At 61.0% G+C, this 23,643-nt stretch carries 27 protein-coding genes and 1 pseudogene; 14 read left to right on the plus strand and 14 right to left on the minus strand.

What is annotated here, in order from left to right; genetic code table 11:
* The first annotated feature begins 1 nt into the window (after position 1).
* From fliM to fliR, 6 genes are read left to right on the plus strand one after another with little or no spacing between them, the layout of a single operon-like run.
* Entirely contained in the window at positions 2 to 1,012 is a 1,011-nt protein-coding gene (gene fliM, locus DOM58_RS04045) for a flagellar motor switch protein FliM (protein WP_110691844.1), read from the plus strand.
* Positions 1,005 to 1,550, plus strand: coding sequence for a flagellar motor switch protein FliN (gene fliN / locus DOM58_RS04050; RefSeq protein WP_110691845.1), 546 nt, complete (start codon positions 1,005 to 1,007; stop codon positions 1,548 to 1,550). Before fliM ends, fliN begins: the two co-directional genes overlap by 8 nt.
* On the plus strand, positions 1,547 to 1,981 hold the full coding sequence (gene fliO, locus DOM58_RS04055; RefSeq protein ID WP_110691846.1) for a flagellar biosynthetic protein FliO: 435 nt from the start codon (positions 1,547 to 1,549) through the stop codon (positions 1,979 to 1,981). Before fliN ends, fliO begins: the two co-directional genes overlap by 4 nt.
* Positions 1,981 to 2,814 (plus strand): flagellar type III secretion system pore protein FliP, encoded by an 834-nt coding sequence (fliP, locus tag DOM58_RS04060; protein ID WP_245392143.1) that lies wholly within the window; start codon positions 1,981 to 1,983, stop codon positions 2,812 to 2,814. Before fliO ends, fliP begins: the two co-directional genes overlap by 1 nt.
* Before the next feature lie 47 nt (positions 2,815 to 2,861).
* Positions 2,862 to 3,131 (plus strand): flagellar biosynthesis protein FliQ, encoded by a 270-nt coding sequence (gene fliQ / locus DOM58_RS04065; RefSeq protein ID WP_075562360.1) that lies wholly within the window; start codon positions 2,862 to 2,864, stop codon positions 3,129 to 3,131.
* A 16-nt stretch (positions 3,132 to 3,147) separates the two neighbouring features.
* On the plus strand, positions 3,148 to 3,939 hold the full coding sequence (gene fliR / locus DOM58_RS04070; RefSeq protein WP_110691847.1) for a flagellar biosynthetic protein FliR: 792 nt from the start codon (positions 3,148 to 3,150) through the stop codon (positions 3,937 to 3,939).
* A gap of 227 nt (positions 3,940 to 4,166) precedes the next feature.
* Here fliR and flgL read toward each other — a convergent pair whose 3' ends face one another.
* The 12 genes and pseudogenes from flgL to flgB all read right to left on the minus strand — a co-directional run bounded on the left by flgL (position 4,167) and on the right by flgB (position 14,918).
* Positions 4,167 to 5,381, minus strand: coding sequence for a flagellar hook-associated protein FlgL (flgL, locus tag DOM58_RS04075; protein ID WP_110691848.1), 1,215 nt, complete (start codon positions 5,379 to 5,381; stop codon positions 4,167 to 4,169).
* Between the two features lie 99 nt (positions 5,382 to 5,480).
* Positions 5,481 to 7,109: a flagellar hook-associated protein FlgK gene (gene flgK / locus DOM58_RS04080; RefSeq protein WP_110691849.1), complete on the minus strand. Its 1,629-nt coding sequence runs from the start codon at positions 7,107 to 7,109 to the stop codon at positions 5,481 to 5,483.
* 127 nt (positions 7,110 to 7,236) lie between these two features.
* Positions 7,237 to 8,322: a flagellar assembly peptidoglycan hydrolase FlgJ gene (gene flgJ / locus DOM58_RS04085; protein ID WP_075562364.1), complete on the minus strand. Its 1,086-nt coding sequence runs from the start codon at positions 8,320 to 8,322 to the stop codon at positions 7,237 to 7,239.
* Entirely contained in the window at positions 8,322 to 9,473 is a 1,152-nt protein-coding gene (locus DOM58_RS04090) for a flagellar basal body P-ring protein FlgI (protein ID WP_110691850.1), read from the minus strand. Before DOM58_RS04090 ends, flgJ begins: the two co-directional genes overlap by 1 nt.
* Positions 9,474 to 9,478: 5 nt before the next feature.
* Positions 9,479 to 10,150 carry a flagellar basal body L-ring protein FlgH gene (locus DOM58_RS04095; protein WP_075562366.1) on the minus strand — a complete coding sequence of 224 codons (672 nt, stop codon included), beginning with the start codon at positions 10,148 to 10,150 and terminating at the stop codon, positions 9,479 to 9,481.
* A gap of 40 nt (positions 10,151 to 10,190) precedes the next feature.
* Complete coding sequence (gene flgG / locus DOM58_RS04100) at positions 10,191 to 10,973, minus strand: flagellar basal-body rod protein FlgG (RefSeq protein ID WP_075562367.1); 783 nt, start codon at positions 10,971 to 10,973, stop codon at positions 10,191 to 10,193.
* Between the two features lie 42 nt (positions 10,974 to 11,015).
* Positions 11,016 to 11,783 (minus strand): flagellar basal body rod protein FlgF, encoded by a 768-nt coding sequence (locus DOM58_RS04105; protein ID WP_110691851.1) that lies wholly within the window; start codon positions 11,781 to 11,783, stop codon positions 11,016 to 11,018.
* Positions 11,776 to 11,838: pseudogene (locus DOM58_RS17855) on the minus strand (pentapeptide repeat-containing protein); the annotation flags it as partial. The pseudogene DOM58_RS17855 and the gene DOM58_RS04105, both read right to left, overlap by 8 nt.
* Positions 11,839 to 11,962: 124 nt before the next feature.
* A complete protein-coding gene (gene flgE / locus DOM58_RS04110; RefSeq protein WP_110691852.1) occupies positions 11,963 to 13,255 on the minus strand; it encodes a flagellar hook protein FlgE in 1,293 nt (430 codons plus the stop codon).
* 65 nt (positions 13,256 to 13,320) lie between these two features.
* Positions 13,321 to 14,025 carry a flagellar hook assembly protein FlgD gene (locus DOM58_RS04115; RefSeq protein ID WP_110691853.1) on the minus strand — a complete coding sequence of 235 codons (705 nt, stop codon included), beginning with the start codon at positions 14,023 to 14,025 and terminating at the stop codon, positions 13,321 to 13,323.
* A gap of 58 nt (positions 14,026 to 14,083) precedes the next feature.
* Complete coding sequence (gene flgC, locus DOM58_RS04120) at positions 14,084 to 14,494, minus strand: flagellar basal body rod protein FlgC (RefSeq protein ID WP_110691854.1); 411 nt, start codon at positions 14,492 to 14,494, stop codon at positions 14,084 to 14,086.
* A 4-nt stretch (positions 14,495 to 14,498) separates the two neighbouring features.
* Entirely contained in the window at positions 14,499 to 14,918 is a 420-nt protein-coding gene (flgB, locus tag DOM58_RS04125; protein ID WP_075562372.1) for a flagellar basal body rod protein FlgB, read from the minus strand.
* Between the two features lie 281 nt (positions 14,919 to 15,199).
* On the opposite strand from flgB, the gene flgA reads away from it, so the two are divergent.
* From flgA to DOM58_RS04140, 3 genes are all read left to right on the plus strand, one after another.
* Positions 15,200 to 15,973 carry a flagellar basal body P-ring formation chaperone FlgA gene (flgA, locus tag DOM58_RS04130; RefSeq protein ID WP_083627800.1) on the plus strand — a complete coding sequence of 258 codons (774 nt, stop codon included), beginning with the start codon at positions 15,200 to 15,202 and terminating at the stop codon, positions 15,971 to 15,973.
* Between the two features lie 115 nt (positions 15,974 to 16,088).
* Positions 16,089 to 16,364: a flagellar biosynthesis anti-sigma factor FlgM gene (gene flgM, locus DOM58_RS04135; protein WP_075562427.1), complete on the plus strand. Its 276-nt coding sequence runs from the start codon at positions 16,089 to 16,091 to the stop codon at positions 16,362 to 16,364.
* Between the two features lie 36 nt (positions 16,365 to 16,400).
* Complete coding sequence (locus tag DOM58_RS04140; RefSeq protein ID WP_110691855.1) at positions 16,401 to 16,853, plus strand: flagella synthesis protein FlgN; 453 nt, start codon at positions 16,401 to 16,403, stop codon at positions 16,851 to 16,853.
* A gap of 98 nt (positions 16,854 to 16,951) precedes the next feature.
* Here DOM58_RS04140 and DOM58_RS04145 read toward each other — a convergent pair whose 3' ends face one another.
* On the minus strand, positions 16,952 to 17,329 hold the full coding sequence (locus DOM58_RS04145; protein ID WP_110691856.1) for a histone-like nucleoid-structuring protein, MvaT/MvaU family: 378 nt from the start codon (positions 17,327 to 17,329) through the stop codon (positions 16,952 to 16,954).
* Between the two features lie 778 nt (positions 17,330 to 18,107).
* Between DOM58_RS04145 and DOM58_RS04150 the strand changes: the two genes are divergently transcribed.
* The 4 genes from DOM58_RS04150 to DOM58_RS04165 all read left to right on the plus strand — a co-directional run bounded on the left by DOM58_RS04150 (position 18,108) and on the right by DOM58_RS04165 (position 21,642).
* Entirely contained in the window at positions 18,108 to 19,055 is a 948-nt protein-coding gene (locus DOM58_RS04150) for a GGDEF domain-containing protein (protein ID WP_157957483.1), read from the plus strand.
* A 231-nt stretch (positions 19,056 to 19,286) separates the two neighbouring features.
* Complete coding sequence (locus DOM58_RS04155) at positions 19,287 to 19,922, plus strand: hypothetical protein (protein ID WP_110691858.1); 636 nt, start codon at positions 19,287 to 19,289, stop codon at positions 19,920 to 19,922.
* Positions 19,919 to 20,665 (plus strand): DUF3307 domain-containing protein, encoded by a 747-nt coding sequence (locus DOM58_RS04160; protein WP_110691859.1) that lies wholly within the window; start codon positions 19,919 to 19,921, stop codon positions 20,663 to 20,665. Before DOM58_RS04155 ends, DOM58_RS04160 begins: the two co-directional genes overlap by 4 nt.
* On the plus strand, positions 20,662 to 21,642 hold the full coding sequence (locus DOM58_RS04165) for an N-acetylmuramoyl-L-alanine amidase (protein ID WP_245392144.1): 981 nt from the start codon (positions 20,662 to 20,664) through the stop codon (positions 21,640 to 21,642). The genes DOM58_RS04160 and DOM58_RS04165 overlap by 4 nt, the downstream gene beginning before the upstream one ends.
* Before the next feature lie 19 nt (positions 21,643 to 21,661).
* On the opposite strand, the gene DOM58_RS04170 is transcribed toward DOM58_RS04165, so the two are convergent.
* Positions 21,662 to 22,210: a helix-turn-helix domain-containing protein gene (locus DOM58_RS04170; protein ID WP_110691860.1), complete on the minus strand. Its 549-nt coding sequence runs from the start codon at positions 22,208 to 22,210 to the stop codon at positions 21,662 to 21,664.
* 187 nt (positions 22,211 to 22,397) lie between these two features.
* On the opposite strand from DOM58_RS04170, the gene DOM58_RS04175 reads away from it, so the two are divergent.
* On the plus strand, positions 22,398 to 23,591 hold the full coding sequence (locus tag DOM58_RS04175; protein WP_110691861.1) for a benzoate/H(+) symporter BenE family transporter: 1,194 nt from the start codon (positions 22,398 to 22,400) through the stop codon (positions 23,589 to 23,591).
* Positions 23,592 to 23,643 lie beyond the last annotated feature (52 nt).

A 23,643-nucleotide genomic window follows, 5' to 3' on the forward strand; every position in this document is an offset into this window, starting at 1 on the left:
CATGTCCCAAGACGATTTACTGTCGCAGGAAGAGATCGACGCCCTTCTCAACGGGGTCAGCGGCGGCGACGACGACAAGCCGGCCGACGATTCCCAGAGCGGCCGTCAAACCCGACCGTTCGACCCGGCCAACCAGCACCGGGTCATTCGCGAGCGACTGCAGGCGCTGGACATCATCAACGAGCGTTTCGCGCGTCTCTTTCGGATGGCGCTGTTCAACCTGATACGACGCAGCGCCGACATCACCGTGTCCGGCGTGCGCTATCAGAGCTACAGCGAATTCGCGCGCAATCTGCCGGTGCCCACCAATCTCAACCTGATCAGCCTGAAGCCGCTGAAGGGCACCGCTCTGCTGGTGTTTCCGCCGGGCCTGGTATTCATGGTGGTGGATAACCTGTTCGGCGGCGACGGTCGATTCCTGACCAAATCCGATGGCCGGGAATTCACCGCCACCGAGCAGCGCATCATTCAGCGCCTGATGTCCTTGGCGCTGGAGGGCTACGAGGACGCCTGGAAATCGATCTATCCGCTGGAGATCGACTACATGCGCTCGGAGATGCAGGTCCGTTTTGCCAATATCACCAATTCGCCCAACGAGATCGTCGTCAACAGCACGTTCCATCTCGAGGTCGGCAACCTGGCCAGCGACTTCAATATCTGTATTCCGTTTTCCATGATCGAGCCGATCCGGGACATTCTATCCAGTCCGATCGGCGCCCTGGACAGCGACGACACCCAGTGGGAGTCGCGGATGGCCGGCGAGATCAAGCAAACCCAGGTCGAACTGATCGCCGATTTCGCCGAGATACCTTCCACCATCGGTGACGTGCTGGCACTGGAAGTCGGCGACATTCTGCCCATCGATCTCCCCAAGACTCTCGGCGTGCGCGTCGACGGCGTTCCGGTCATGGCCTGTGAATACGGTACCCGGCATGGCCAGCGCGCCCTGCGGGTGAAGCATCTTATCGACCATGGTACGTACTCCGCCATGAAGGACTTTGACAATGAGTGACGATCAAAAACCGGGATCCCAGCAGGGAGCTTCCGATAACGCAAGCCAGGAAGATGCCGAAGATCTCTGGGCGGCAGCCATGGCGGAACAGGGCGTCGAGCCTGAAGCCACCGAGCCCAACGCCGTCGAGTCCAAAGCCGCCGAGTCCAACGCTCACAAGGCCGCGCCCAAGGGACCTGCCCAGCCTACCGCCACCGCGAACTCAGGCGAGTCCCGAGCCGCCGATATCGGCGTGTTCCAGTCCTTCGATCAAGGCAGCGACAACGCGCGCCAGACGCGGGATCTGGGCGTCGTCATGGATATCCCGGTCAAGCTGTCGGTGGAACTGGGACGAACGCGCATCACCATCAAGCAGCTGCTGGAGCTGGCCCAGGGTTCAGTGGTGGAACTGGATGGGTTGGCCGGTGAGCCGATGGACATTCTGATCAACGGCTATCTCATCGCCCAGGGCGAAGTGGTCGTGGTGGAGGACAAGTACGGCATCCGCATCACCGAGATCATCACGCCGTCCGAACGCGTCCAAAAACTGAATCGATGAAAGACGACACCTTCCAGCAGGCAGCCCACGCGGGCGGTGAAGGGATCGGTCTGCTGATGATCGGCAAGACGGCCATCTCGTTGCTCGTGGTCATCGCGATCATCCTGGGTTGCGCCTGGCTGCTGAAGCGCCTGGGGCCCAATCGTCGCGCAGGAACGCAACATCTGCGGGTCGTGGCGAGCACGCCCGTGGGCCAACGCGAGCGCGTGGTGATCGTCGAGGTCGCCGATCGCTGGCTGGTGCTGGGTGTCGGCGGCGGCCAGGTGACCAGGCTGGATAGCATGGATCCGCCTACCCCGCCCGCCGTAGACCCCGCGGCGTCACCGCTGCCCGGCTCATTCGCCAGCCGTTTCGGGCAGGCGCTCAAGCACAACGCACGAGACTCCCTGAAGCGCCGGAGCTCGCGGGACGGTGGCGGGGTCGACTCCTGATGGCCATCTTCGGCGCAGTGGTCGCCGCCCCGCCCGCCGGCATCATGGCTACGCGCATCGCCGCGGCGAGACGGGGCTATCGTCAATGCCGTGGCCTGGTCGTGACGCTGGTGGCACTAACAGCGTTGACGGCCAGTCACGGGACTCTCGCACAGGCGCTCCCGGGCATCATCAGTGAACCGATGCCGGACGGTGGGCAACGCTGGTCGTTGAGCCTGCAGACGCTGCTATTTCTGTCGTCGCTCGCCTTTCTGCCGGCGATGCTGCTGATGATGACCTGCTTCACCCGGATCATCATCGTGCTGGGCCTGTTGCGCACCGCCATGGCCACGCCGTCCGCGCCGCCCACCCAGGTGCTGCTGGGGCTCGCCCTGTTCCTGACCTTCTTCATCATGTCGCCGGTGCTGGACCGGGTGTATGACGAGGCTTGGCAACCGTTCTCGGCCGAACAGATCTCGCTGGAGGAAGCCCTCGACCGGGGTAGCCAACCCTTTCGCGAGTTCATGTTCGCGCAGACGCGCCAGGCCGATCTGGCGATGTTCGCCCGGATTGCCGATGTCGGTGAGATGCAGGGCCCGGAAGACGTGCCGATGCGCATCCTGGTTCCCGCTTACGTGACCAGCGAACTGAAGACGGCGTTCCAGATCGGCTTCACGATCTTCATTCCGTTTCTGATCATCGATCTGGTCGTCGCCAGTGTGCTGATGGCACTGGGGATGATGATGGTGCCACCGGCGACGATTTCCCTGCCCTTCAAGCTGATGCTGTTCGTCCTCGTCGACGGCTGGCAGCTGCTGATCGGCTCGCTGACCCAGAGCTTCTATCTTTCTTGAACGGCTGGCGGCGTCGTGGGTTGGCCGCCATCGCACGGAGGTGAACAGTGTCCCCGGAAATGGTAATGAGCATGGCCTATCAGGGCATGAAAGTGACCCTGATGATGGCCGCCCCGCTGCTGCTGACCGCGCTCCTGATCGGCCTGCTGGTCAGCCTGTTTCAGGCCGCGACCCAGATCAACGAAATGACGCTGTCGTTCATTCCCAAGATCCTGGGCGTCTTCGCCATGTTGATCGTGTCGGGAGCGTGGATGATTCAGCTGCTGGTCAATTTCACCCGGGAGCTGCTGCAGAATATTCCCATGATGGTGAGCTGAGGCGGCAACGCCCGCGATGATCGACATCACTTCCGCCCAGTGGCTGGGCTGGCTTCAGCTGTTCTTCTGGCCCACGGTGCGCATTCTTGCCTTCTTCATGGCCTCGCCGCTATGGAGCCTTCCCAGCGTGCCGACCCCGGTCAAGGCGCTGTTTGGTGCCAGCATTGCCATCGCCATTGCTCCGACGCTGCCGCCGATGCCGGGGATTCCGCTGTTTTCGCTGGAAAGTTTCGGTCTGATGCTGCAACAGATCCTGATCGGCGTTGCCATGGGGCTGGTACTGCGGGTGATGATCGCCGTGGTACAGACGGCCGGTGAATTCATCAGCATGCAGATGGGGCTGGGGTTCGCCACGTTCTATCAGCCGGATGCCGGCACCAACACGATGGTGCTGTCACGCCTGCTGGAGGTGGTGACGCTGCTGATGTTCCTGGCCATGAACGGGCATCTGGTCACCATCGAAATCCTGGCCTGGACGTTCGAGATGTTGCCGATCGGGTCGACCTCGATCGATGCCAGCTTCGCCGAGACGCTGGCCCGCTGGGGCGGCACGATCTTCTCTTCCGGCCTGCTGATGGCTATCCCCATCATCACCGCTCTGCTGCTGATCAATCTTTCGCTGGGGATTCTCAACCGCGCCTCGCCTCAGCTGTCGATCTTCTCGGTGGGCTTTCCCATGACCTTGACCGCTGGCCTGGTGCTTATCACTGCCTTGATTCCGGATCTGGGTGGTTTCTGGAGCGACCTGTTCAATACGCAGCTCCGTTTCATGCAGGGCATGATCGAGCAGATGGCCGGCTCGTCCTGACTCGGTGGCTGGGTGATTCGAGGGTAAAGCCCGGCATCGACATTCGGTTTCGCGTCAGCCCGCGCTTTTCGATCCCTGACGTGCTTCGACCCTGACGTTTTTCGACCCATTCGCGTTGCATGACACTCGAACGAAAAAGAGAGGCGCATCCGGATGGATACGCCCCTCTCTCGTGTCGTGCCCACCGATCGACCCCGGCCTGGCCCGCCTAACATGGACACCGAATCTCACATCAGATCGAACAGCGAGGTCCCCTGTAGATCGACGAAGGCTTTCTGCGACGCCTGCAACCCTACCTGACGTAGCACGTAGTCGGAAATGGCGGTGGTGTAATCCAGATCGATCAGATCGCTCTGGGTCTGGGTGTAGCTGATTTTACGGTCGCTACCCACGGTGTCGAGGGTGTCCAGCTCGTTGAGCCGCGCCCCGACGGATGCACGCACGGTCAGCACGTTGTCCAGCGCGTTGTCCATCTCCCGACTGGAGGTCGACAGCGTATTGGCGAAAGCCGCTTTGTCGGCGTCGGAATCGAGCGGATTCTCCAGCGCCGAGAGCATGTTCTCGAAGGTAGTGAAGACGTCCGGATCCATGCTCTGCGCCGTACCCACCGCGAGCGAGTCGCCGTCCTCGGGCGCGCCTTCCAGCGTCAGACGGACACCACCGAATTCCAGCGTGGCGCTGGAGCCGTCATAGGTGCCCGTTGTGCCATCTTCAGGGCCACCACTGATCGTATACTCGAACGTCCCGTCACCGTTGTCACCGAACGAGATGGCGTAGCTGTCGCCATAGCCATCGGCGGTGGTGTCGGTGACCTGCGGGCCAGTGAAGGTGAGGCTGCCGGCATTACCCGCGTCGGCCTTGGCCACATAACCGGACCCGGCAGCGACGGTCTGGAAGACGTCGGTGCCGGTATTGCCCACTTCCATCAGCCGCGAGGAGTCGACCTTCTGCTGACGCACCTGGTCGGAACCTTCGTACTGCACCGCGCCGGAGGCATCCTTGACGAACGGTGCGGCCCCATCCTGATAGCCACCGAAGAGATGGCTGCCGTTACCGTCGGTGGAGTTCGCCTGGCCCAGCAGTGCCTCGTAGACGCCACGCAACTCCGTGGACATCGACTGCCGGTCGGCATCACTCAGCGTACCGTTGCCGGCTTGAACCATCAGCTCCTTGGCCCGGGTCAGGGAGTCGGAAACGCTATTGAGAACGCTCTCCTCCTGGCTCAGGGAGTTACGCACGGTCACGCGGCTATCGCTCTGCTGGCTATTGCTGGCCAGCGACTGCGAGACGCCGACGGCACGCGAGGCGGCCTGCGGGTCATCGGACGGACGCACGACGCGCTTACCGGACGCGATCTGTTCGCCGACGTCCATGAAGGCGCTCTGCTGGCGGTTCATCGAGCTGACACTGCGCTCGAACATCATTACGGTGCTGACACGCACGGCACTCTCCTCGATGATGCCTCGATGGCGCCACGATAAAAGGCGCGATCAATAGCTGTTCAATAACGACGCTTCACAATCACGACGTTCGGCGGCTTTTTAAGCGCGCAGATTCAAGATCGTATCCAGGATGGTCGAACCCGCTTCGATGATCTTGGCGTTGGCCGAGTAGTACTGCTGATACTGCATCAGGTTGGCGTACTCCTCGTCCAGATTCACGCCGGAGTCGGCCTGCTGATAGGCGTAGAGCTGATCGCTCAGCCCCTCTTGCGTGGTGAGGTTGGCCTGGGTGATCGCGGCACGGTTGCCGACATCGCTGACCATCGCGGCATAGCCGCCGCTGAGCGTGGCACTGCCACCCACCAGCTTCTGATTCTGCAGGTCCAGCAGCGCCAAGGCGTTGCGGTTGTCGCCGCTGCCACCGCTGTCACCATCGGCGGCGGCGATCTTGCTGGTATCGCTCAACGCCACATCGAATCCGGCGGCCGCGTTGCGGGTGGGCTGCAGCGTGAAGACATCCCCCTCGGCCGGGTTACCCTTGAGTGTCAGCGTTACCCCGCCAACGGATAACGTGCCATCCTCTGGAGAGACAGTACTGGTATCGCCGCTACTCAGATTTTCGACCGAATAGGAGCCATTGGCCTGATAGGTCAGGCGATAATCATCCGATGTCAGTTGGCTGATATCGCTATATTCGGCGGACATCGAACCACTGCCGTTATTGGTCGAACGGCTGACGATGGTGGGACTGCCGATATCGAAGAACGCCTCGCCCTCATCACCGTTGAGATCGACGCCGGCTTCATGCTGCGCGTTGAAACTTGATGCCAGGGTCACCGCCAACTGGCCGAGCTGGTTCTGGGCGTTATCCAGCGTTTCGCGGCGAAAGCTCATCAGCCCGCCCAGCTCGCCACCCTTGATGACCGACTCCTTGAGCGGCGACTGCGAGCCGGCGCCATCCTCGTAGGCGATCGTGACGCTGGAGGGGTCATCGCTGTTCTTGACCGCGACGAGATCGAACGACTTGTTACCGGCGACCAGCGGCATCCCGTTGGACAGCGACACCTGATAGGTCGAGCCATCCTGGACCTGGACGTTGACATCGACCAGCTCGCCGAGGTCGCTGACCAGCTTGTCGCGCTGGTCCAGCAGCGCGTTGGGCTCTTCGCCGCTTCGCGCCCGCGCCAGCGTGACCTGCTTGTTGAGACCGGCGATCTGATCGCTCAGGTTGTTGACCTGGGTGACCACGTCGCCGATCTGGCCATTGATGCCCTCGCGCATATCGCCAAGATAGCTGTCATAGGCGCGAAACTGAGCCACCATGCTGCGCGAGCTGCCCAACACGCCCTCTCGCGCCGCCGCATCCGCAGGCGCGCCGGTCAGATCCTCGACGCTGGAAAAGAAGCCCTGCATCAGCGTGGTCAGACCGGAATCGCTATCTGCCAACAGGTCGTCGACCTGGTTGACCTGGCTTTGATAGGTTTCCAGCGCCGACTGCTGGCTGTTGACCTGATTGAGCTGCGAGCTGATATAGCCATTGTACTGACGTTGAATGCCGTCGACGCTGACACCGGAACCGCCGGCCGCATCGCCACTGCCATTCTGTCCCAGCAGCGTCAACTGGCGGCTGTAGCCGTCGGTATAGACGTTGCTGATGTTATTGCTGGTGGTCGACAGCGCGTTCTGCGCTGCGCTCAAACCACTAAGGCCAATAGAATACAGGCTCATATCGCTTTCCCGTGAAACGCCGAGTCAATCCGGGCGATGTCCATGCAAGGTCATGATTTTTATCGGCGGCGCCCGTCACTTCTTGAACCTTCCAAGGCGTGATTTCGCAACGAATTGTTACCGCCGATCAGAAGATGGCAGTGGGCAGTGCGTCGGGGCCGAAAGGGTTATTGACGCGGCTGGACGCGGCCAACCGATCGCTACCTGCCGAGGATTCGAGCGTACCCAGCTGCGCCATGATCCCGCGAAGTTTGTCGGCGTAACGCGGATCGGTGGCATAGCCGCCCTGCTGCAATGCCTGCGCTGCCACGTCGGGCGACGCCGCCGCGACCACGCCCTGATAACGCGGATTGTCACCAATCAGCTTGGCGTAATCGGCGAACGCCTCGGCATAGGAGTCATAGACCCGGAAGCGATCGGCCATCTTGATCGGCCGCCCGGCGACATACTCGGTGGTGGTGATCTCGGTGGTGGCGCCCTGCCAGGACTGGCCGGCCTTGATGCCGAAAAGGTTATGACTGTTGCCGCCATTGGCGGTGGGGATCTCGCGCTGGCCCCAGCCGGTTTCGAGTGCGGCCTGAGCGAGGATCAGCTCGGCGGGCACACCCGATGACTGCTCGGCCTGCTGGGCGGGCCCGGCCAGACTGTCCAGGAAAGCGCGAACGTGAGCCGGGCGATCGTCGGATTCGCTCGTCGCCGACGCTGAAGGTGTGGAGTTCGCGGCGGTCGCCGCCGAGCCGAGCGCGTCGGACTCGAAGCCGGCCGAGGCGCGTTCCGAAGCGTTCGGCACAAATCCGGGCGTACGCAGACCGCCATGCAGCAGGCGCGGCGTCCCTCTCGGGATACCGGCAATCAGCGCCGAGCTGTCGTCGGCCGTGCTGGCTCCCGGAAGCGCCGCGGTGCCCGGCAGCCCGCTGCCTTCGAGCTGCTGAACCAGCTGATCGGCGAGCCCCAGGCCCTTGCCCGCGAGCTGCTGCGCCCATTGCTGATCCTGCATCGAGCGCATCATGTCCATCTGATGGCTCTCCAGCAGTCCGGATTTGGGACTGGCGTCGCGCATGCTCTTGAGCATCATCTGCAGGAAGATCGCCTCGAACTGACGCGAAGCCTCCTTGAGACTGCCCTGCGGCGAGTTGGCAGCGCTGTACTTGAGTTTCTGTACGCTATGGACATCGAGCGCGAACTGCCCCGAGAGATCGTTGCTCATCGCCATCAGATGATATCCAGTTCGGCATTGAGCGAGCCGGCCGACTTCAACGCCTGCAGAATCGACATCAGATCCTGCGGCGATGCCCCCAGCGCGTTCAAGGCATTGACCACCTCCATCAGGTCGGCGCTGGTCTGAACTATCTGCAATGCGCCGCCCTCCTGCTGCACGGTGATATCGGCATTGGGCACGACCACGGTATTTCCGCCGGACAGCGCGTTGGGCTGGCTGACCTGCGGATTGGAATCGATAACGATCGACAGGTTGCCGTGAGCCACGGCGGCACGATTGAGCGTCACGGTATCGGACAGTACCACCGAGCCGGTACGCGCATTGAGGATGACCTTGGCCGGGCCGCGTTCGGTGGTGACGTTCACGCCCTGTACTCGCGCCAGGAAGTTGACCCGATCATTGTCATTGCCCGGCAACTTTAGCTGGACCGTGCGACCGTCGAGCGCGGCGGCCACCGGCGCACCGAACTCCTGATTGATTGCCGCCACCATCCGCCGGGCGTTCTCGAAATCGGAATCCTTGAGGAACAGATCCAGCGTACCGTTGGCGTCGCCCAGGCGCATCGGGACTTCCTGCTCGACCAGCCCCCCGCCCGGAATGCGGCCCGCCGCCAGATGATTGACGGACACGCTGCTGCCTGCGGCCTCGGCGCCGGCACCACCGACATAGACGTTGCCCTGGGCCAGCGCATAGACACGGCCGTCGGCCCCCTTCAGCGGCGTCATCAAAAGCGTCCCGCCACGAATGCTATCGGCATTGCCGACCGATGAGACGGTGACATCGATCTCCTGCCCCTGACGCGAGAACGGTGGCAGCTTGGCGGTGACCATGACCGCCGCCACGTTGCGCAGCTGCATGTTGGTGCCCGCGGGGATCGTAACGCCCAGCTGCGACAGCAGGTTGGTGACGCTCTGACCGGTAAACGGTGCCTGCGTGGTCTGGTCACCGGTACCGTCCAGGCCAACGACCAAGCCGTAGCCGACCAGCGGGTTGTCACGCACGCCGGAAAAGTTGGCGAGATCCTGAATACGCTGCGCCTGGGCACTCACGCTGAACAGCAGGACCGCCAACAGCAGCAGGATTGTCGCCAGCGGTGATCGACGTGACGGGCAGCGCGGATCCGGCGACGGGAACGAACGAGACATAGGCATCAGAAAGGCGAAATGTTGAGGAAAAAGCGCTGCAGCCAACCCATGGTCTGCGCTTCGTTGATATAGCCATCACCGATATATTCGATGCGGGCATCGGCCACCTGGGTCGACTGCACGGTGTTGGCCCCGCTGATCGCTCGAGGATTGACCACGCCGGAGAACCGGATGTACTCGGTGCCCTGATTGATCGCGATCTGCTTCTCGCCACGCACCTTGAGATTGCCGTTGGCCAGCAGATCGTAGACGGTCACGGTAATGGTGCCGGTGAAGGTGTTGTTGGCGTTGGCGCCGCCCGAACCGTTGAAGACATTCTCGCCTTCGAGGTCGGTACCGTACTTTTCGAGAAAATCGAGCGCATCAGGCACCGTCGTCGGTGTAAAAGAGGTAGAGCCATTGCGGGTCGCATTGGCCGCCGAATTCTTGCTGGCACTGACCTGTTCATCGAGCACGATGGTGATGATGTCGCCGACCTGACGCGGGCGGCGGTCCTCGAATAGCGGCTGAAAGCCGAATCTGGCCTGATAGATCGAACCGTTGGCCTGCACCGGCGGCGTCGAAGGTATCTCCACCGGCGCCGAATCCTCGACCACAGAGTGGCGGGGAATCTGGGCGCAGCCGGAGACGATCAGCGCCAGAGAGAGGCCGACCAACATCATCATCCTGCGCCACATCGGGCCTAGTTCCAGGTTCGGCGACACGCGTCTTCCTCGGTTATAGCTGGGTCAGACGCTGCAGCATCTGATCGGATGTTTCGACGGCCTTGCTGTTGATCTCGTAGGCACGCTGCGTCTCGATCATGCTGACCATCTCCTCCACCACGTTGACGTTGGAGGTTTCGACATAGCCCTGATAAAGCTTGCCGGCACCATCCAGCCCCGGGTTGAGATCGGTACGCGGCCCCGACGCATCGGTCTCCAGATACAGGTTCTGGCCGATGCTCTGAAGCCCGGTCGGATTGATGAAGGTAGAGAGCATCATCTGCCCGACTTCGTTGCTCTGCGACGTGCCGGGTTGAGTAACGGAGACGGCACCGTCCTGGCTCACGCTGATCGACAGCGCATTCTGCGGAATCACGATCGGCGGATCGACCGGATAGCCGCCGGCGGTCACCAGCTGGCCGTTTTCGTTGACCTGGAAACTGCCATCGCGGGTATAGCCGGTGGTGCCGTCCGGCATCTGCACGGCGAAGAAGCCCTTGCCGTTGATTGCCAGGTCGCGGGAGTTCTCGGTGTTCTGCAATCCGCCTTGCGTATGTAACCGTTCGGTAGCGACCGGACGCACACCAGTACCCACCTGCATACCCGAAGGCAGCGTGTCGACCACCGAAGACTGGGCACCGGGCTGACGCACGTTCTGGTACAGCAGGTCTTCGAACACCGCGCGAGAGCGCTTGAAGCCGTTGGTCGAGACGTTGGCCAGGTTGTTGGAAATCACGTCCAGCTTGACCTGCTGCGACTCCAGCCCCGTCTTGGCCGTCCATAAAGACTTGATCATGAGAGAAACCCTATTATCGGTGAGCTAGCGCGGCGGCTGGCATCAGCTGGTCAGAGAAAGCAGACTGTTGGCGCGTTGCTCGTTCTCGTCCGCGCTTTCGATCACCTTCATGTGCATGTCGTAACGGCGGGCGCTGTCGATCATCGAGATCATCGCATCGGTCGCGGTCACGTTACTGCCTTCGAGCGCACCGGGAACCAGGCGCCGTGTATCGTCGGCGGGTATCGGCGCCGCGATGTCCTGACCTTGCGCCGGCGTCATGCGAAACAGCCCGTCTTCGCCGCGCACCAGGTTGTCGTTGCCCGGCGCAACCATCTTGAGGCGCGCCAACGGGGCCACGGCATCGGGATTCTGTCCCGGCTCCAGCACGCTGATCGAGCCATCGGCCGCAATCGTCACGTCGCCACCAAGCGGTACCACGATCGCCTGACCGTTGTCCGAGAGCACAGGGTTGCCGAGCGAGGTCAGCAAACCGGTCGAGTCGACCTGCAGATCACCGCGCCGGGTATAGGCTTCGCCGCCATCCGGGGACTGTACGGCCAGCCAGGTATCGCCCCCTTGCAGGGCAACGTCGAGGCTGCGTCCGGTCGTGTTGATGTTGCCCGGCGTGAAGTCCGCGCCCGGCGTGGTCATCATCGAGGCGACACGTGTCGGCAGGCGCGCTTCGCCCTCTACCGGCACCGCGCGAAGCGCCATCAGCTCGCCGCGAAATCCCGGCGTGCTGACGTTGGCCAGGTTGTTGTTGACCACCGACTGCTGCGCCATGGTCTGGCTCGCGCCACCGCCGGCGGTGTAAAGAAGTCTATCCATGCCCAGTGCCTTTCAGGTCAGTGCCTCTCAAGTCAGTGCCTTTCAAGTCAGCGCCTTTCGGACCAGAGCTTTCGCATCAGGTCTGTCGAAGTGAGGTCTTTCGAAGCGAAGTCTATCGAAGCAAGGTCGTTGCCGGTCACATAGCGACCGGCAACGCCAGTGTGTTGGCAACAGAACTATCAGCGCAGCTGCGCGACCTGATCCATCACCTCGGACTGGGTGCGAATCGAGTTGGTGTTGGCCTGATAGTTGCGCTGCGCAATGATCAGGTTGACCAGCTCCTGCGTCAGATCGACGTTAGAGGCTTCCAGTGTCTCGGACTCGATCGATCCCAGCGTGCCGGTACCTGCGGTTCCCAGCAGTTCATTACCCGAAGTCGCCGTCGCCGCGAACAGGTTGCCGCCGGACGGTGACAGACCCTCGGGGTTACGGAAGGTTGCCAGCGCGATCTGGCCCAGATTAACGGTCTTCTCGTTGGCATAGCTGCCCACGACCGAGCCGTCATCGGCGAAGCTGATGCCGACCAGGGCACCGGAACCATAGCCATCCTGCGCCAGGCTCTTGACCGTTGAGTCGTTGGAGAACTGGGTGCTGCCCGCCATGTTGAAGGTGGCGTTGACCGGGTCGACACCATTGCCGAGTTCATTGGCGCCGAAAGCCAGCGTCGGCCAGTCGACGGGGTTGGCCGTTGCGTCAGCACCGTCGATCGTCGCCAGCTTGCCGTCGTTGTCGAACGTCACCGGGAATTCCTGATCCGTCACCACGCCATCCAGCGCGGTACGCGCGCTCCAGGCGTTATCGTCGGTCTTCTGGAAATAAAGCGTGGAGTTGTGCTGCTCGCCCTGGGAATCGTAGACCGTGAAACTCGTCGAGTAGTTGTAGGGAACGGTGGTCTGCTCAGTGGTGTCTTCAGCCGTCTTGGCAGCGAGACTGTTATAGAGAACCGCCGTGGAAGACTCGTCGGCAACCGTGGACGCATCCAGATTGAGCTGGATGTTGATCCCCGTGCCGGTGGCGCCGGTAGCGCTCGCCGGCATATCCGACGCCGGGATGTTGAGCACCTGGGGCTGGCCGCCGACCACGACGCCGGAATTGACGTCACCCGCATCGGCCAGGCCATAACCCATCAGCCGCGCGCCCTGAGCATTTTCCAGATAACCGTCGGCGGTCATCGTCAACTGGCCGTTGCGCGAATAGCCGACCTCGCCTTCCTGCTGAAAACGCAGGAAACCGTCGCCGCTAATGGCGACATCCAGGTTGCGCCCGGTGGCTTCCAGACTGCCGGTACCGAAGTCCTGCAGCACACCGGAAACCCGAGTCCCCAGACCCACGGCGCTGTTGGCGAAGACATCGGAGAACTGCACTGACCCGCTCTTGAAGCCTTTGGTCTGAGAGTTGGAAATGTTGTTGCCGATGACATCCAGCTGCTGAGACGCGGCGTTGACGCCGCTCAATGCCTGTGAAAAGCCCATGACTGATCCTCTGCGTTTATCGGTTGCGTAAGCTAGAACGGTTTTTTTGTCGCTACTGATCTCACTCAGAGAATCTGACGCACTTCCGAGAGCGCCACGGGATCCTGAGCGTATCCCAAGTCGAGTTGAGCGCCATTCGCGCCCTGAATCACGCCGTTGACGAGAGCGTAATTCAGGGTCGTCGGTGCGTATGTCTCGTCTCCCACGGTTCCGGTGAGGGAAGCCGTGTAAGTACTATTGGTAGTGGCGCTTGTGCCATCGGGCAATTTTCCATCCCAGGTGAAGCTATGCACGCCGGCTTCCAGCGGCCCGGTCGAGAAGCTGTCGATGATTTCGCCACTGGCACCGCGGATATCGACCTGAAGATCTTCGACAGCGCTGTCCAGCTCCACGCCGATCGGCGTTGTAACGACATCGCTGGTGGATTCCTCGGATGCTCCGACCAGAATCTCGTTGCCCGGCACCATCACGCCCTGGCCGATCAACGCCGTGGCCTGCAAGGCTTGTCCCGCATCGATCTGGTCGGTGATGGCGGACAGGCTGTCGTTGAGCTTCTCGATACCGCTGACGGTATTGATCTGCGCCAGCTGCGCGGTCATGTCCGAGTTTTCCATCGGGCTGGTCGGATCCTGATTCTTCAACTGCGTGACGAGTAGCGTCATGAAGCGATCATTGAGTTCGCTGCCGGAATCGACTCCCGTGGTGCTGCTTTTGGCGGCCGCGCCATTGATATTGGCAAGCGTGCTGCTACCGATCACCGGACTGGACATGACGTCTCCTTGATGTGATCCGACTGGATACGACCCGACCTGACATGAGCCGCATCGATCAGCCTTCGCCGATCGTGAGTGTTTTGGTCATCAACGTCTTGGCGGTATTCATGACCTCGACGTTGGCCTGATAAGAGCGAGAGGCGGCGATCATGTCGACCATCTCGTTGACCGGATCGACGTTGGGCATCTGCACATAGCCCTCGTCATTGGCCAAGGGATGTCCGGGCCGATACTCCATGCGCATCGGCGTGGTGTCGTCCTCGACGACCCCGTTGACCCGCACCCCGCCCGCGCTGCCATCCTGCTGGCTCATCGCCTGAAACATCACTTGCCGGGCGTGGTACGGCTGTCCGTCAGGCCCAGCGACGCTGTCGGCATTGGCCAGGTTGCTGGCGGTTACGTTCATGCGCTGTGAATTGGCCGACAGCGCCGAACCGGAAATCTCGAATACACTGAACATCGACATCGTGTTACTCCGACTGCATGGCTTTCTTCAGCCCTTGGATTTTACGGCTAACGAAGGTGACGTCCGCTTGATAGCGCATCGAATTATCGGCGAAGGCCGAGCGCTCGCGATCCATGTCGACCGTATTGCCGTCGAGGCTCGGCTGATCCGGCATGCGGTAGCCCAGATTTTCCACGCCCGATCTACCGCTGGCCTGAGCCGGAATATGACGAGCCGACGTCCGCGTCAGCGACAGTCCGCCGGACGACTCGCTACGGCCCTGTTCCATGACCCGATTCAACTCCGCACGGAAGTCGAAATCGCGTGCTTTGAAGTTGGGCGTGTCGGCGTTGGCGATATTGTTCGCCAGCACCTGTTGACGCTCTGCACGCAGATTGATGGCTTCCTGCTGAAAGCGCAGCGCGTTATCCAACTTGTCGAACATGCCGTATGCACCTCGAATGGCGTTCGCTGGAAAATTGACAGGATGGAGAATAGCGGCGGGAGGCTCGCATCAAACGTGTAAACAGACCGTTAATTGCGCGCCATTTTCATCAATGCTCTTGTAGGTTCAGGCTTAAAATCGCTATCCAACGTGGAGGATTGCGTCGATGGGCGCCATGTATCCAAGAACGGCTACGGGACACATGTGCCAGCGATATGAATCGACGCGATGTACCGCGCTCCTCACTAGTCACCTAGAGCATACCCACCGAGAGCCGTGATATGCGTGTCGCCCCCCCAGAAGCAGCCCAGCGCCCCCGATCGAAATACCGCCCTGCTCTCCGGCGACTGCTGTGGGTCGGCGCCACGACGCTGATGGCATCGCTGTTCGCACTCTCTCTGCTACCGATACCCTCGATCGCCCAAGCCGATGCCGAATTGCCGACCGGCGACACGGTATCCGCCAGCGTGAAGCGCTTTCTCGAACAGCGAACCGCCTCGCTCGGCGACCAGGTGACGATCGAGATCCGGGACAGCGCTGCCGATCTGGGCGATTGTCCGGCACCGCAGCCGTTTCTGCCGCGACCCGGCATTCCCCAGGGTCGGGTCACGGTCGGTGTACATTGCGGGAGTGAGGGAGAGCGAACGCGCTACCTGCAGGCAACGGTCTCGGCCATGGTTCGCCATCTGGTGGTACAGCAATCGATCGCTCCCGGACAGCGAATCGATGCGGCAGAGCTTGGCTGGCAGGAGTCGGACATCTCGCGGCTGCGACGCGGCTATCTCGACGACATCGGTCAGGCCGCAGGCATGATCGCGACCCGGCGCATTCCCGACGGCGCGGTATTGACCGATAATATGCTCAGAGAGCCATGGATGGTAAAACGAGGAGACACGGTAGTACTCACCGCTGTCGGCCAGGGCTTTCATGTCAGCCGTAGCGTCGAGGCACTGGATAATGGCGGGCTGGGGAGTACCATTCGACTCAAGACGGAATCCAACCAGATCCTGCAGGGCCGAGTGACGGGCCAGGATCAACTGCGAGTCGATTTCTGAACCGTTCAGATAAATTTCTTCACAAAACTCTGCCCGAATCTCTTTCAGCTCCCGCGGGTTCTGCCGATAACGTAGGCAAGCACAGGATCGTGCATCCAGCCATGAGGTAATGACCGTGAAAATCGATCAAACACATCCCCTGACTCGTCCGGCTCAGAATGAAGCCACCGAGCAGCGCAAAGGTGCAGAGACGGTCGAGGGTGCTCACACGGCCGCCGGCTCCAGAACGACGCTGAGTCAGATCGCGACTGCCGATGACAGCAGTGACATCGATACCGCTCGCGTCAACGAGATTCGCCAGGCGATCTCCGAAGGCCGCCTCGAGCTCGACACCGGCAAGATTGCCGACGGTCTGGTTAAGAGCGTCCGCGATATGCTGGGTGAGCGCTGAACATCCGATCTTAAAACCCGTTTCAGGAACCGCCGCATGACGCCAGCCGAATTGATTGTCGAGCAAAAGACCCTGCTGCAGGCGTTCGCTGAAACGCTCGATGAGGAAGCCGGCTGTCTCGGCGAGGGCAAGGTCGATGGGGAGCGTCTGAGCGCCCTGGCAGCACTCAAGCAGCAGCAGCTCCACGAGCTCGACCGCATCGAGAAACAACGCCGCGAATATCAGCAGACAATGGGGTTCAGTCTAGGAAGTCAGGGCGCAGAGCAGTTTGCCCAGGCGCTGGATCACCACGTTACGTGGCAGCGCACTCGTCAGCTAGCGGAGCAGGTTCGCCGGAGCAACCGGCTGAATGGCCATATCATCTCCGCGCGCCTGGAGCACAACCAGAAGGCTATCGATTTTCTCAATCGTGCCATTGGGGGCAGCGTCTACGGTCGCAACGGTGAATCCCGCCATCACGGATTTGGCGGCATCAGCTCCAAGGCCTGACGTTTCCAGAGCCGAAAAGCGCTTTAACGCAGAACCCTCCGCCGAGACACAACGGCGGAGGGTTCTTTCACCTAAGCGCGGAAAAAGTTAGAAAGCGCTCAGTCTTCCGTTCTGACGACCCAGGACTCGACGGTATCGCTGCCGTGTTCGTCTTTCCAGGCTTTCAGCGTCTTGTGGTTACCACCGCGCGTCTCGACCACATCCCCAGTCTTGGGATTCTTGTAGATCTTCAGCTTGCGCTTGCGACGCCCGCCGGTGGAACCGGTCTGACCAGCCGCCGGTGCACTATCGGCTTTCGGGTTGAGCAGTTCGATGACATCACGTGTCGTCTTGCCGTACTCGGCCATCAGCGCTTCGAGCTTTTCCTTGAACTCGATTTCGGCTTTCAGGCGCTGATCGCCTTCCATGCGTTTCAGCTCTTCTTCCAACTGCTTCAGGAGCTGTTCTTTTTTGACGTAATCGCTAAGTAGAGACATGCGTTCGTTGTTCCGTTGCGGATTGGTTTAAGCGTGATCATTATTGCGGATATCCGCCAACTTGCAAGCGCGCCCGGATGATTTTTTTAAAGTCGAGCAATAACAAATCTCTATTGAGGTGCAGGTGAGTGACGACTCGCTCTGATTACCCTTCTCGAGATAGTTGTCTCGGACCTGTTTCCAAGTTCAACAACTTTGCCCATCACTCGTTGTGGATGGCTCTATGGGGATCGTTCTTTATCGATCGACAATCGAGTCTTTTCTGACTTAACGATACCGAAATAGGAAGATAGCCGTAGGAAAATAATGACCGAAATAATGTCGACGGGGAATAGACAATGAAACAGGCGCCGGTGAACCTTACCAGACACCTGAAGAGCAGCGACCGGAAGACCGCCGGGGCGCACGACGCAGGGCCGGTATTCATGGCGCTCTCCATCGGCGCTACCGGATGAAATTTCCAATAAGCAAATAGCGTCGCATGAAAAGTTGACCCATCAAGGCTATTGGGTCATTTCCGTGCGCCGGCCTTCAGCGCTACAGTTTCTGCTTCATACCGTCGATATCGACTAGTAGCCGGCCAAATATCGACAGTCTTGCATTTGGCCTTCCATGCAACGGTCGAGCATCGGAGCCAGGCATGAAATTCGACTTCAAGGCCGGGCAACGGCAACACCGTAGACAAGGCGGGACACAATAACCACGGCTACGCAAAAAAGCGATGCATCGATACCTGCGACCTCGATGGAAGACAATACCTACAATGAAAATTCATTTCTTGAAACAGACGACAGGCGCAGTCGGCGGGATCTGGCTATGTACCTCGGCGCTGATAGTGGGAGTCGCTTGGCAGGCAGCCGCGGGGCGTCCATTCGCGATCATCGTGCTGGGGGCAGTGGTTATCGGTCTGCTGGGACTGGGGACCAGCCTGTGGTTACTCGACCGCTGCCTGCTGATGCCGATACGGCGCCTGACGGATCATGTCAGCCTCGAACACGATTTCAGCGATACGCCGCAAGAGATGCCCGCCGAACTTTCGCAGCGCCTCGATGCCGTCGGGTTGTTGGCGAGGCAATTGCAGACGCTGATCGAAGAGTCTCGTCGTCACAATGCCGCACTGCTAGAACAGACATTGAATGATCCGTTGACCGGACTAGGCAATCGCCGTCTGCTCGAGCGCCGTCTCGACATGCTGATCCCGCTGAGCCGGCGGCTGAGTTGCACGGTCTCCGCAATGATGATCGATGTCGATCACTTCAAACCGTTCAATGACAACTATGGCCATCCCGCCGGAGATGCCTGCCTGGTCGATCTTGCCGGCGTGCTGAAGGACACCTTTCGCCGGGACACCGATGTGGTCATACGTCTGGGTGGCGAAGAGTTTCTGGTGCTGCTGATCAATATCGACGAAGAGGAAGCCTGGTCGCTGGCCGATGCCATGCGCGGCATGATTCAGGCACTGGGACTGCCCCACGAATATTCACCGGTGGCTGACGTCGTTACCGTCAGCGTCGGAGTCGTGACCAGCCCGAATGGTCTGCTGGTCGATATTGACGACATGATCACGCATGCCGACCAGGCGCTCTACGACTGCAAGGCGCATGGTAGAAATCGGGTCGCGGCAAGGTTGATCGGCGCGCCCCGATCCCACTCTTCCCCTTCCACCCCTGCCGAATCCGAGCTGGCCGATCCCCCGCTCTGCGACACTCCACTGCCGAACCTTTGAGATCGCGCCGCAGAGATTGCGGGGTCTCGACGCAAACTGGACGGCTCGTGCCATTCAGGCAACATTTTTTACACGCAATAACTGGATATTTATACAGCCCTTATTTAGATTGAGCTTATCGGCGTATCGGCAATACGCTTTATTTATAGCCTTTTTCATGCATAAATCTAAAAATAGCTTTTTTACGCTATAGTTAACATTCCCAATCGGAAACTACCGGCGAGGAGCCTCATGTCAGTGATCGGCGTGCTCAGCGGAGACATCGTTGCCTCCCGTGATATTACCGACAAGCGCAAGTTGCGTCGGGCGATGGACACGGGCCTCGGGCGTCTCGAGACAACGCTCGGCGCGGTAGGCATGCGATTTCGTGGCGACGCTTTCCAGTTGGCGATACCCAAACCCCAGAATGCCCTTATCGCGGCGGTCATCATGCGGGCGAGTCTCATCGAGCACTCGCCCTCTCGACAGCAGATGTGGGATGCCCGAATTGCGGTCGGCATCGGAGAGAGCGAGATGCCCACATTAGACAATTTCGTCGATGCCGATGGAGAAGCTTTCGTGCGTTCCGGGCAAGGTCTGGACGATATAACGAGTCGCGGCCATCAGCGCCTGGGACTGTTCATCACGCCGCCACAGCCCGATCTGGAGCTGCTGGTCCGCTTCGCCGACGACATCATCAGCCACTGGAGCCACAATGCCGCGGAAGTGGTTCGCTTCAGCCTGACTACCGATCTCTCTCAAAGCGAACTCGCGCGACGACTGGAACGTTCCCAGCCCACTGTCAACCGCCGCCTGAGTGCCGCGCGTTGGCCGTTGATTCGCGACTTCCTCGATCTTGCCCGGTTACGGCTGGAGGCGCTGACATGAACGAGATCGAGTTGTCGCTGCTGCTGGCTCTGCTGCTGTGCCACACGCTTTCGGATTTCATCTTGCAGAGCGACACCTGGGCGAACCAGAAGCAGCGCGATCACTGGCGCGCGATATCCCTTTACTGGCATGTGGGTATTCATTCGTTGTCGAGCCTGGCGGTCATGGTCGTATTTGGCGTCGACATCCTGAAAGCCGTTGCCGCCATGCTGATCATCGGGCTTACACACGGGCTGATCGATGTACTCAAGAGCTATACCCCACCGCGCAGAGTCAGTTTCTTCCTGATGGATCAGGGATTGCATCTGGCGATTCTGGCCGCCGTGTGGTGGTGGATCATCGATGCCAGCCTGTCGGGATTCCCTGTCGAACTCGACCTGCTATGGCAGCCTCAGACCCTGCTGGTCGCGCTGGTCTATCTCGTGGTGATGCGCCCCGCCTCGATCCTGATCGCGCTGATCATGCGACGCTGGAGCGAAGGCGTGGATACCCGCGGCACGCTGGCCGATGCGGGAGCCAGAATCGGCATGCTCGAGCGCTTTCTCATTCTGACTTTCGTATTGAGCCATCAGATGGCCGCGATCGGCTTCCTGCTGACGGCCAAATCGGTGCTGCGCTTCGGCGATCTGTATGAAGACCGTGATCGCAAACTGACCGAATACGTGTTGCTCGGCACGATGTTGAGTTTCTCGCTGACATTGACGTTGGGCCTGCTGACCCGTTACCTGCTGAGCGTACTATGACATTCAATCGCGAGGAACCGCCCCTGGGCGTCATGCGTCATCTGACCGGCTGGCTGCTGCTGATCATGCTGGCCGGTTGCGCCGGTACCCCCACCAGCGAAGTCCGAGACGGCTACATCGCCGATCAAGCGCATTCCTCCCGCGCCTACAACCAGCGCATCCGCTACCTGATTCTGCATTACACGGATTCCGACGAATCCAGAGCGATGCATACCCTGCTGGGGCCCGATGTCAGCTCGCACTATCTGGTACCCAGACAGCCTGCGACGACGGATAGCCTGCCTCGGATCTGGCAACTGGTCGACGAGAGGGATCGCGCCTGGCATGCCGGCATCAGCGCCTGGGAAGACCGCACGCAGCTCAACGATACGTCCATCGGCGTGGAGATCGTCAACCGCGGCCCGCAGGACATGTCACCGCGTGGGCGACAATGGCAACCTTATTCCGAGGCACAGATCGAGGCGGTCATCGCCCTGGCAAAGGACATCGTTCACCGCTATCAGCTGCCGCCGACGGCGATTCTGGGCCATTCGGACATCGCCCCGTCACGCAAGATCGATCCGGGCCCGCGCTTCCCTTGGAAAAGACTCCACGACGCCGGTATCGGGGCCTGGCCGAACGACGCCGATGTCGTCGCCTACCGCCAACAGTTCGCGCGTTGCGTCCCCACGATCCGGCAGATCCAGCAAGCCTTGAGCGCCTATGGCTATGCCATCGATATCACCGGCGAGCTGGATAGCCGCACTCGGAACGTGCTGCGAGCGTTCCAGATGCATTTTCGCCCGGCCAGCTACAGCGGCCAGCCGGACGTCGATACCGCGGCGACGCTGTGGGCGCTGCTGGCCCGCTACCGGCCCCAGGCTCTGGCTGGCGGAGCTCTGGTAGACGACCTGGCCGACGACGAACTGGCTACCAATGACCTGACGAGACCAGCGCACTGCGAGGACAGACGAGAAGACCGCTATCAAGGCCAATAAAACCGATACCCGCGGCGCTTCACGGGCTGAACGGATGGTGAATCAGATCATGGATTCTGGCCGGCGCTCGGGACTGGTTGCGATAGGCATGGGGTTGATCCGCCGGGAACCGAACGGCGTCTCCGGCCGAGAGGGTCTGCCAATCACCGCTTAGGCGCAGCTCCATCACCCCTTCCAGCACGATCAGATGTTCGACCACACCGGCGGCATGCGGCGTCGATTCGCTGAGCGTGCCCTGGGGCATCTCGATCAGAAACATCTCGAAGCCCAGCGCAGGGTCGAATGCGAACAGCGGCGTCACGATCATCCCCGAGGCATCGTGATGGCGCGGTGCCATTGTCGGGCGCTGTAGCGCGCCTTCCGCTACCAGAAAGCCTGAAAGCGGCACTCGCAGCCCACTGGCTATTTTCCACAGCGTCGATACGGTCGGCGTGGATTCACCGCGTTCGATCTGTCCCAGCATCGCCTTGCTCACGCCGCTCTCCCGAGCGACCCGGTCAAGACTCCAGCCACGCTCGCTGCGGTGCTTTTTCAAGTGGCGGCCGATGGCCGTCAGGTCCGCCTCCATGCTGTCTCCCAACAGGTTGTCCTCAAAGAAGCTACCGACGCCACGCTACCCGCAATCCACCGCCGCAGCCATGGCGAGTGAGCCGGCAAAGCTCGAGAATACAACGGCGTGCGTTATCACGCACATTGCCATTGTTTCAGCGTGTGCGTTATAACGCACATTCCAGATCGCTTTCGAGAGACCTTTCATGGCTCGCAGACCCACCGGCCGTCGATTCGCCTTGCCAAGGATCACTCTGTCACACGTCACGGCCGGTTTCGTGGCGGTTCTGGTCGGATACACCAGCTCCGCGGTGATCATTTTCCAGGCAGCCGCGGCAGCCGGTGCGAGCCCCGCTCAGATCGGCGGCTGGCTGAGCGCGCTCGGCCTGGCGATGGGCGTTACCTCGATCGGGCTTTCGCTGCACTATCGGCAACCCATTCTGACCGCCTGGTCGACGCCCGGCGCGGCACTACTGGCAGTGAGTCTGCCAGGCCTTCCGCTCAGCGAGGCCATCGGAGTCTTCCTGTTCAGCGCGGTCCTGATCCTGATCTGCGGTATTACCGGCTGGTTCGCCAGGCTGATGCAGATCATTCCACAATCGATCGCCGCCGCCATGCTCGCCGGCGTGCTGCTGCGCTTCGGGCTGGAGGCCTTTGCCTCGCTGGAAGGCGATTTCGTGCTGGTACTGGCCATGTTTCTGACCTATCTCGCCGCCAAGCGCTGGCAGCCCCGCTACGCCATCGTCATGGTATTGCTGGTCGGACTCGGCGTGGCGGCAGCCTTGGGCGAGATCGATACACATCAGGCCGGCCTGACCATTACCGCACCCCAGCCGGTCTGGCCGACTTTCTCGCTATCGAGCCTGATCGGCGTGGGCGTCCCGCTGTTCGTGGTGACCATGGCGTCGCAGAATGCCCCGGGCGTGGCCACCTTGCGCGCGGCCGGATACGACGCGCCCATTTCGCCGCTGATGATCTGGACCGGCTTGGCGACGCTCGTTCTCGCGCCGTTCGGCGCCTTCAGCGTCTGTCTGGCTGCGATCACCGCCGCGATCTGCATGGGGCCGGAAGTCGACCCCGATAGGGATCGGCGCTACCCGGCGGCGATCTGCGCCGGCGGATTCTATCTTGTGGCCGGACTCTTCGGCGGCTCGATCGGCACGCTATTCGATGCCTTGCCCTCGGGCCTGGTGCTGGCGATTGCCGGCCTGGCACTGCTTTCCACCATCGGTGGCAGTCTTCACCGTGCCCTGCTCGAAAGCCATCAGCGCGAGCCGGCGCTGATCACCTTTCTGGTGACCGGTTCAGGGGTAACGCTGTTCGGCGTCGGCGCGGCGTTCTGGGGACTGGCAGCCGGGCTGCTGTCGCTGTTCGTCCTGTCGCCATCGCGCCACGGCTGAACCCTGCCCCTCGCCCTGACGCTGGCTCTGAATTGACCCTGAATAGAATCTG

The organism is Salinicola halophyticus, assembly GCF_003206695.1.
GTDB lineage: Bacteria > Pseudomonadota > Gammaproteobacteria > Pseudomonadales > Halomonadaceae > Salinicola > Salinicola halophyticus.

Excerpts from the sequence above, each read along its gene's own strand:
- fliP (WP_245392143.1), top strand. The coding sequence starts at position 1,981 with ATGGCCATCTTCGGCGCAGTGGTCGCCGCCCCGCCCGCCGGCATCATG.
- DOM58_RS04175 (WP_110691861.1), top strand. The coding sequence starts at position 22,398 with ATGGCTCGCAGACCCACCGGCCGTCGATTCGCCTTGCCAAGGATCACT.
- DOM58_RS04170 (WP_110691860.1), bottom strand. The coding sequence starts at position 22,210 with ATGGAGGCGGACCTGACGGCCATCGGCCGCCACTTGAAAAAGCACCGC.
- flgE (WP_110691852.1), bottom strand. The coding sequence starts at position 13,255 with ATGGGCTTTTCACAGGCATTGAGCGGCGTCAACGCCGCGTCTCAGCAG.
- DOM58_RS04115 (WP_110691853.1), bottom strand. The coding sequence starts at position 14,025 with ATGTCCAGTCCGGTGATCGGTAGCAGCACGCTTGCCAATATCAATGGC.
- flgB (WP_075562372.1), bottom strand. The coding sequence starts at position 14,918 with ATGTTCGACAAGTTGGATAACGCGCTGCGCTTTCAGCAGGAAGCCATC.
- fliN (WP_110691845.1), top strand. The coding sequence starts at position 1,005 with ATGAGTGACGATCAAAAACCGGGATCCCAGCAGGGAGCTTCCGATAAC.
- DOM58_RS04140 (WP_110691855.1), top strand. The coding sequence starts at position 16,401 with ATGACGCCAGCCGAATTGATTGTCGAGCAAAAGACCCTGCTGCAGGCG.
- DOM58_RS04095 (WP_075562366.1), bottom strand. The coding sequence starts at position 10,150 with ATGTGGCGCAGGATGATGATGTTGGTCGGCCTCTCTCTGGCGCTGATC.
- DOM58_RS04165 (WP_245392144.1), top strand. The coding sequence starts at position 20,662 with ATGACATTCAATCGCGAGGAACCGCCCCTGGGCGTCATGCGTCATCTG.
- DOM58_RS04090 (WP_110691850.1), bottom strand. The coding sequence starts at position 9,473 with ATGTCTCGTTCGTTCCCGTCGCCGGATCCGCGCTGCCCGTCACGTCGA.
- DOM58_RS04105 (WP_110691851.1), bottom strand. The coding sequence starts at position 11,783 with ATGGATAGACTTCTTTACACCGCCGGCGGTGGCGCGAGCCAGACCATG.
- DOM58_RS04160 (WP_110691859.1), top strand. The coding sequence starts at position 19,919 with ATGAACGAGATCGAGTTGTCGCTGCTGCTGGCTCTGCTGCTGTGCCAC.
- DOM58_RS04155 (WP_110691858.1), top strand. The coding sequence starts at position 19,287 with ATGTCAGTGATCGGCGTGCTCAGCGGAGACATCGTTGCCTCCCGTGAT.
- fliR (WP_110691847.1), top strand. The coding sequence starts at position 3,148 with ATGATCGACATCACTTCCGCCCAGTGGCTGGGCTGGCTTCAGCTGTTC.
- flgA (WP_083627800.1), top strand. The coding sequence starts at position 15,200 with ATGCGTGTCGCCCCCCCAGAAGCAGCCCAGCGCCCCCGATCGAAATAC.
- flgG (WP_075562367.1), bottom strand. The coding sequence starts at position 10,973 with ATGATCAAGTCTTTATGGACGGCCAAGACGGGGCTGGAGTCGCAGCAG.
- flgJ (WP_075562364.1), bottom strand. The coding sequence starts at position 8,322 with ATGGCGATGAGCAACGATCTCTCGGGGCAGTTCGCGCTCGATGTCCAT.
- DOM58_RS04145 (WP_110691856.1), bottom strand. The coding sequence starts at position 17,329 with ATGTCTCTACTTAGCGATTACGTCAAAAAAGAACAGCTCCTGAAGCAG.
- flgC (WP_110691854.1), bottom strand. The coding sequence starts at position 14,494 with ATGTCGATGTTCAGTGTATTCGAGATTTCCGGTTCGGCGCTGTCGGCC.
- flgK (WP_110691849.1), bottom strand. The coding sequence starts at position 7,109 with ATGAGCCTGTATTCTATTGGCCTTAGTGGTTTGAGCGCAGCGCAGAAC.
- fliM (WP_110691844.1), top strand. The coding sequence starts at position 2 with ATGTCCCAAGACGATTTACTGTCGCAGGAAGAGATCGACGCCCTTCTC.
- fliO (WP_110691846.1), top strand. The coding sequence starts at position 1,547 with ATGAAAGACGACACCTTCCAGCAGGCAGCCCACGCGGGCGGTGAAGGG.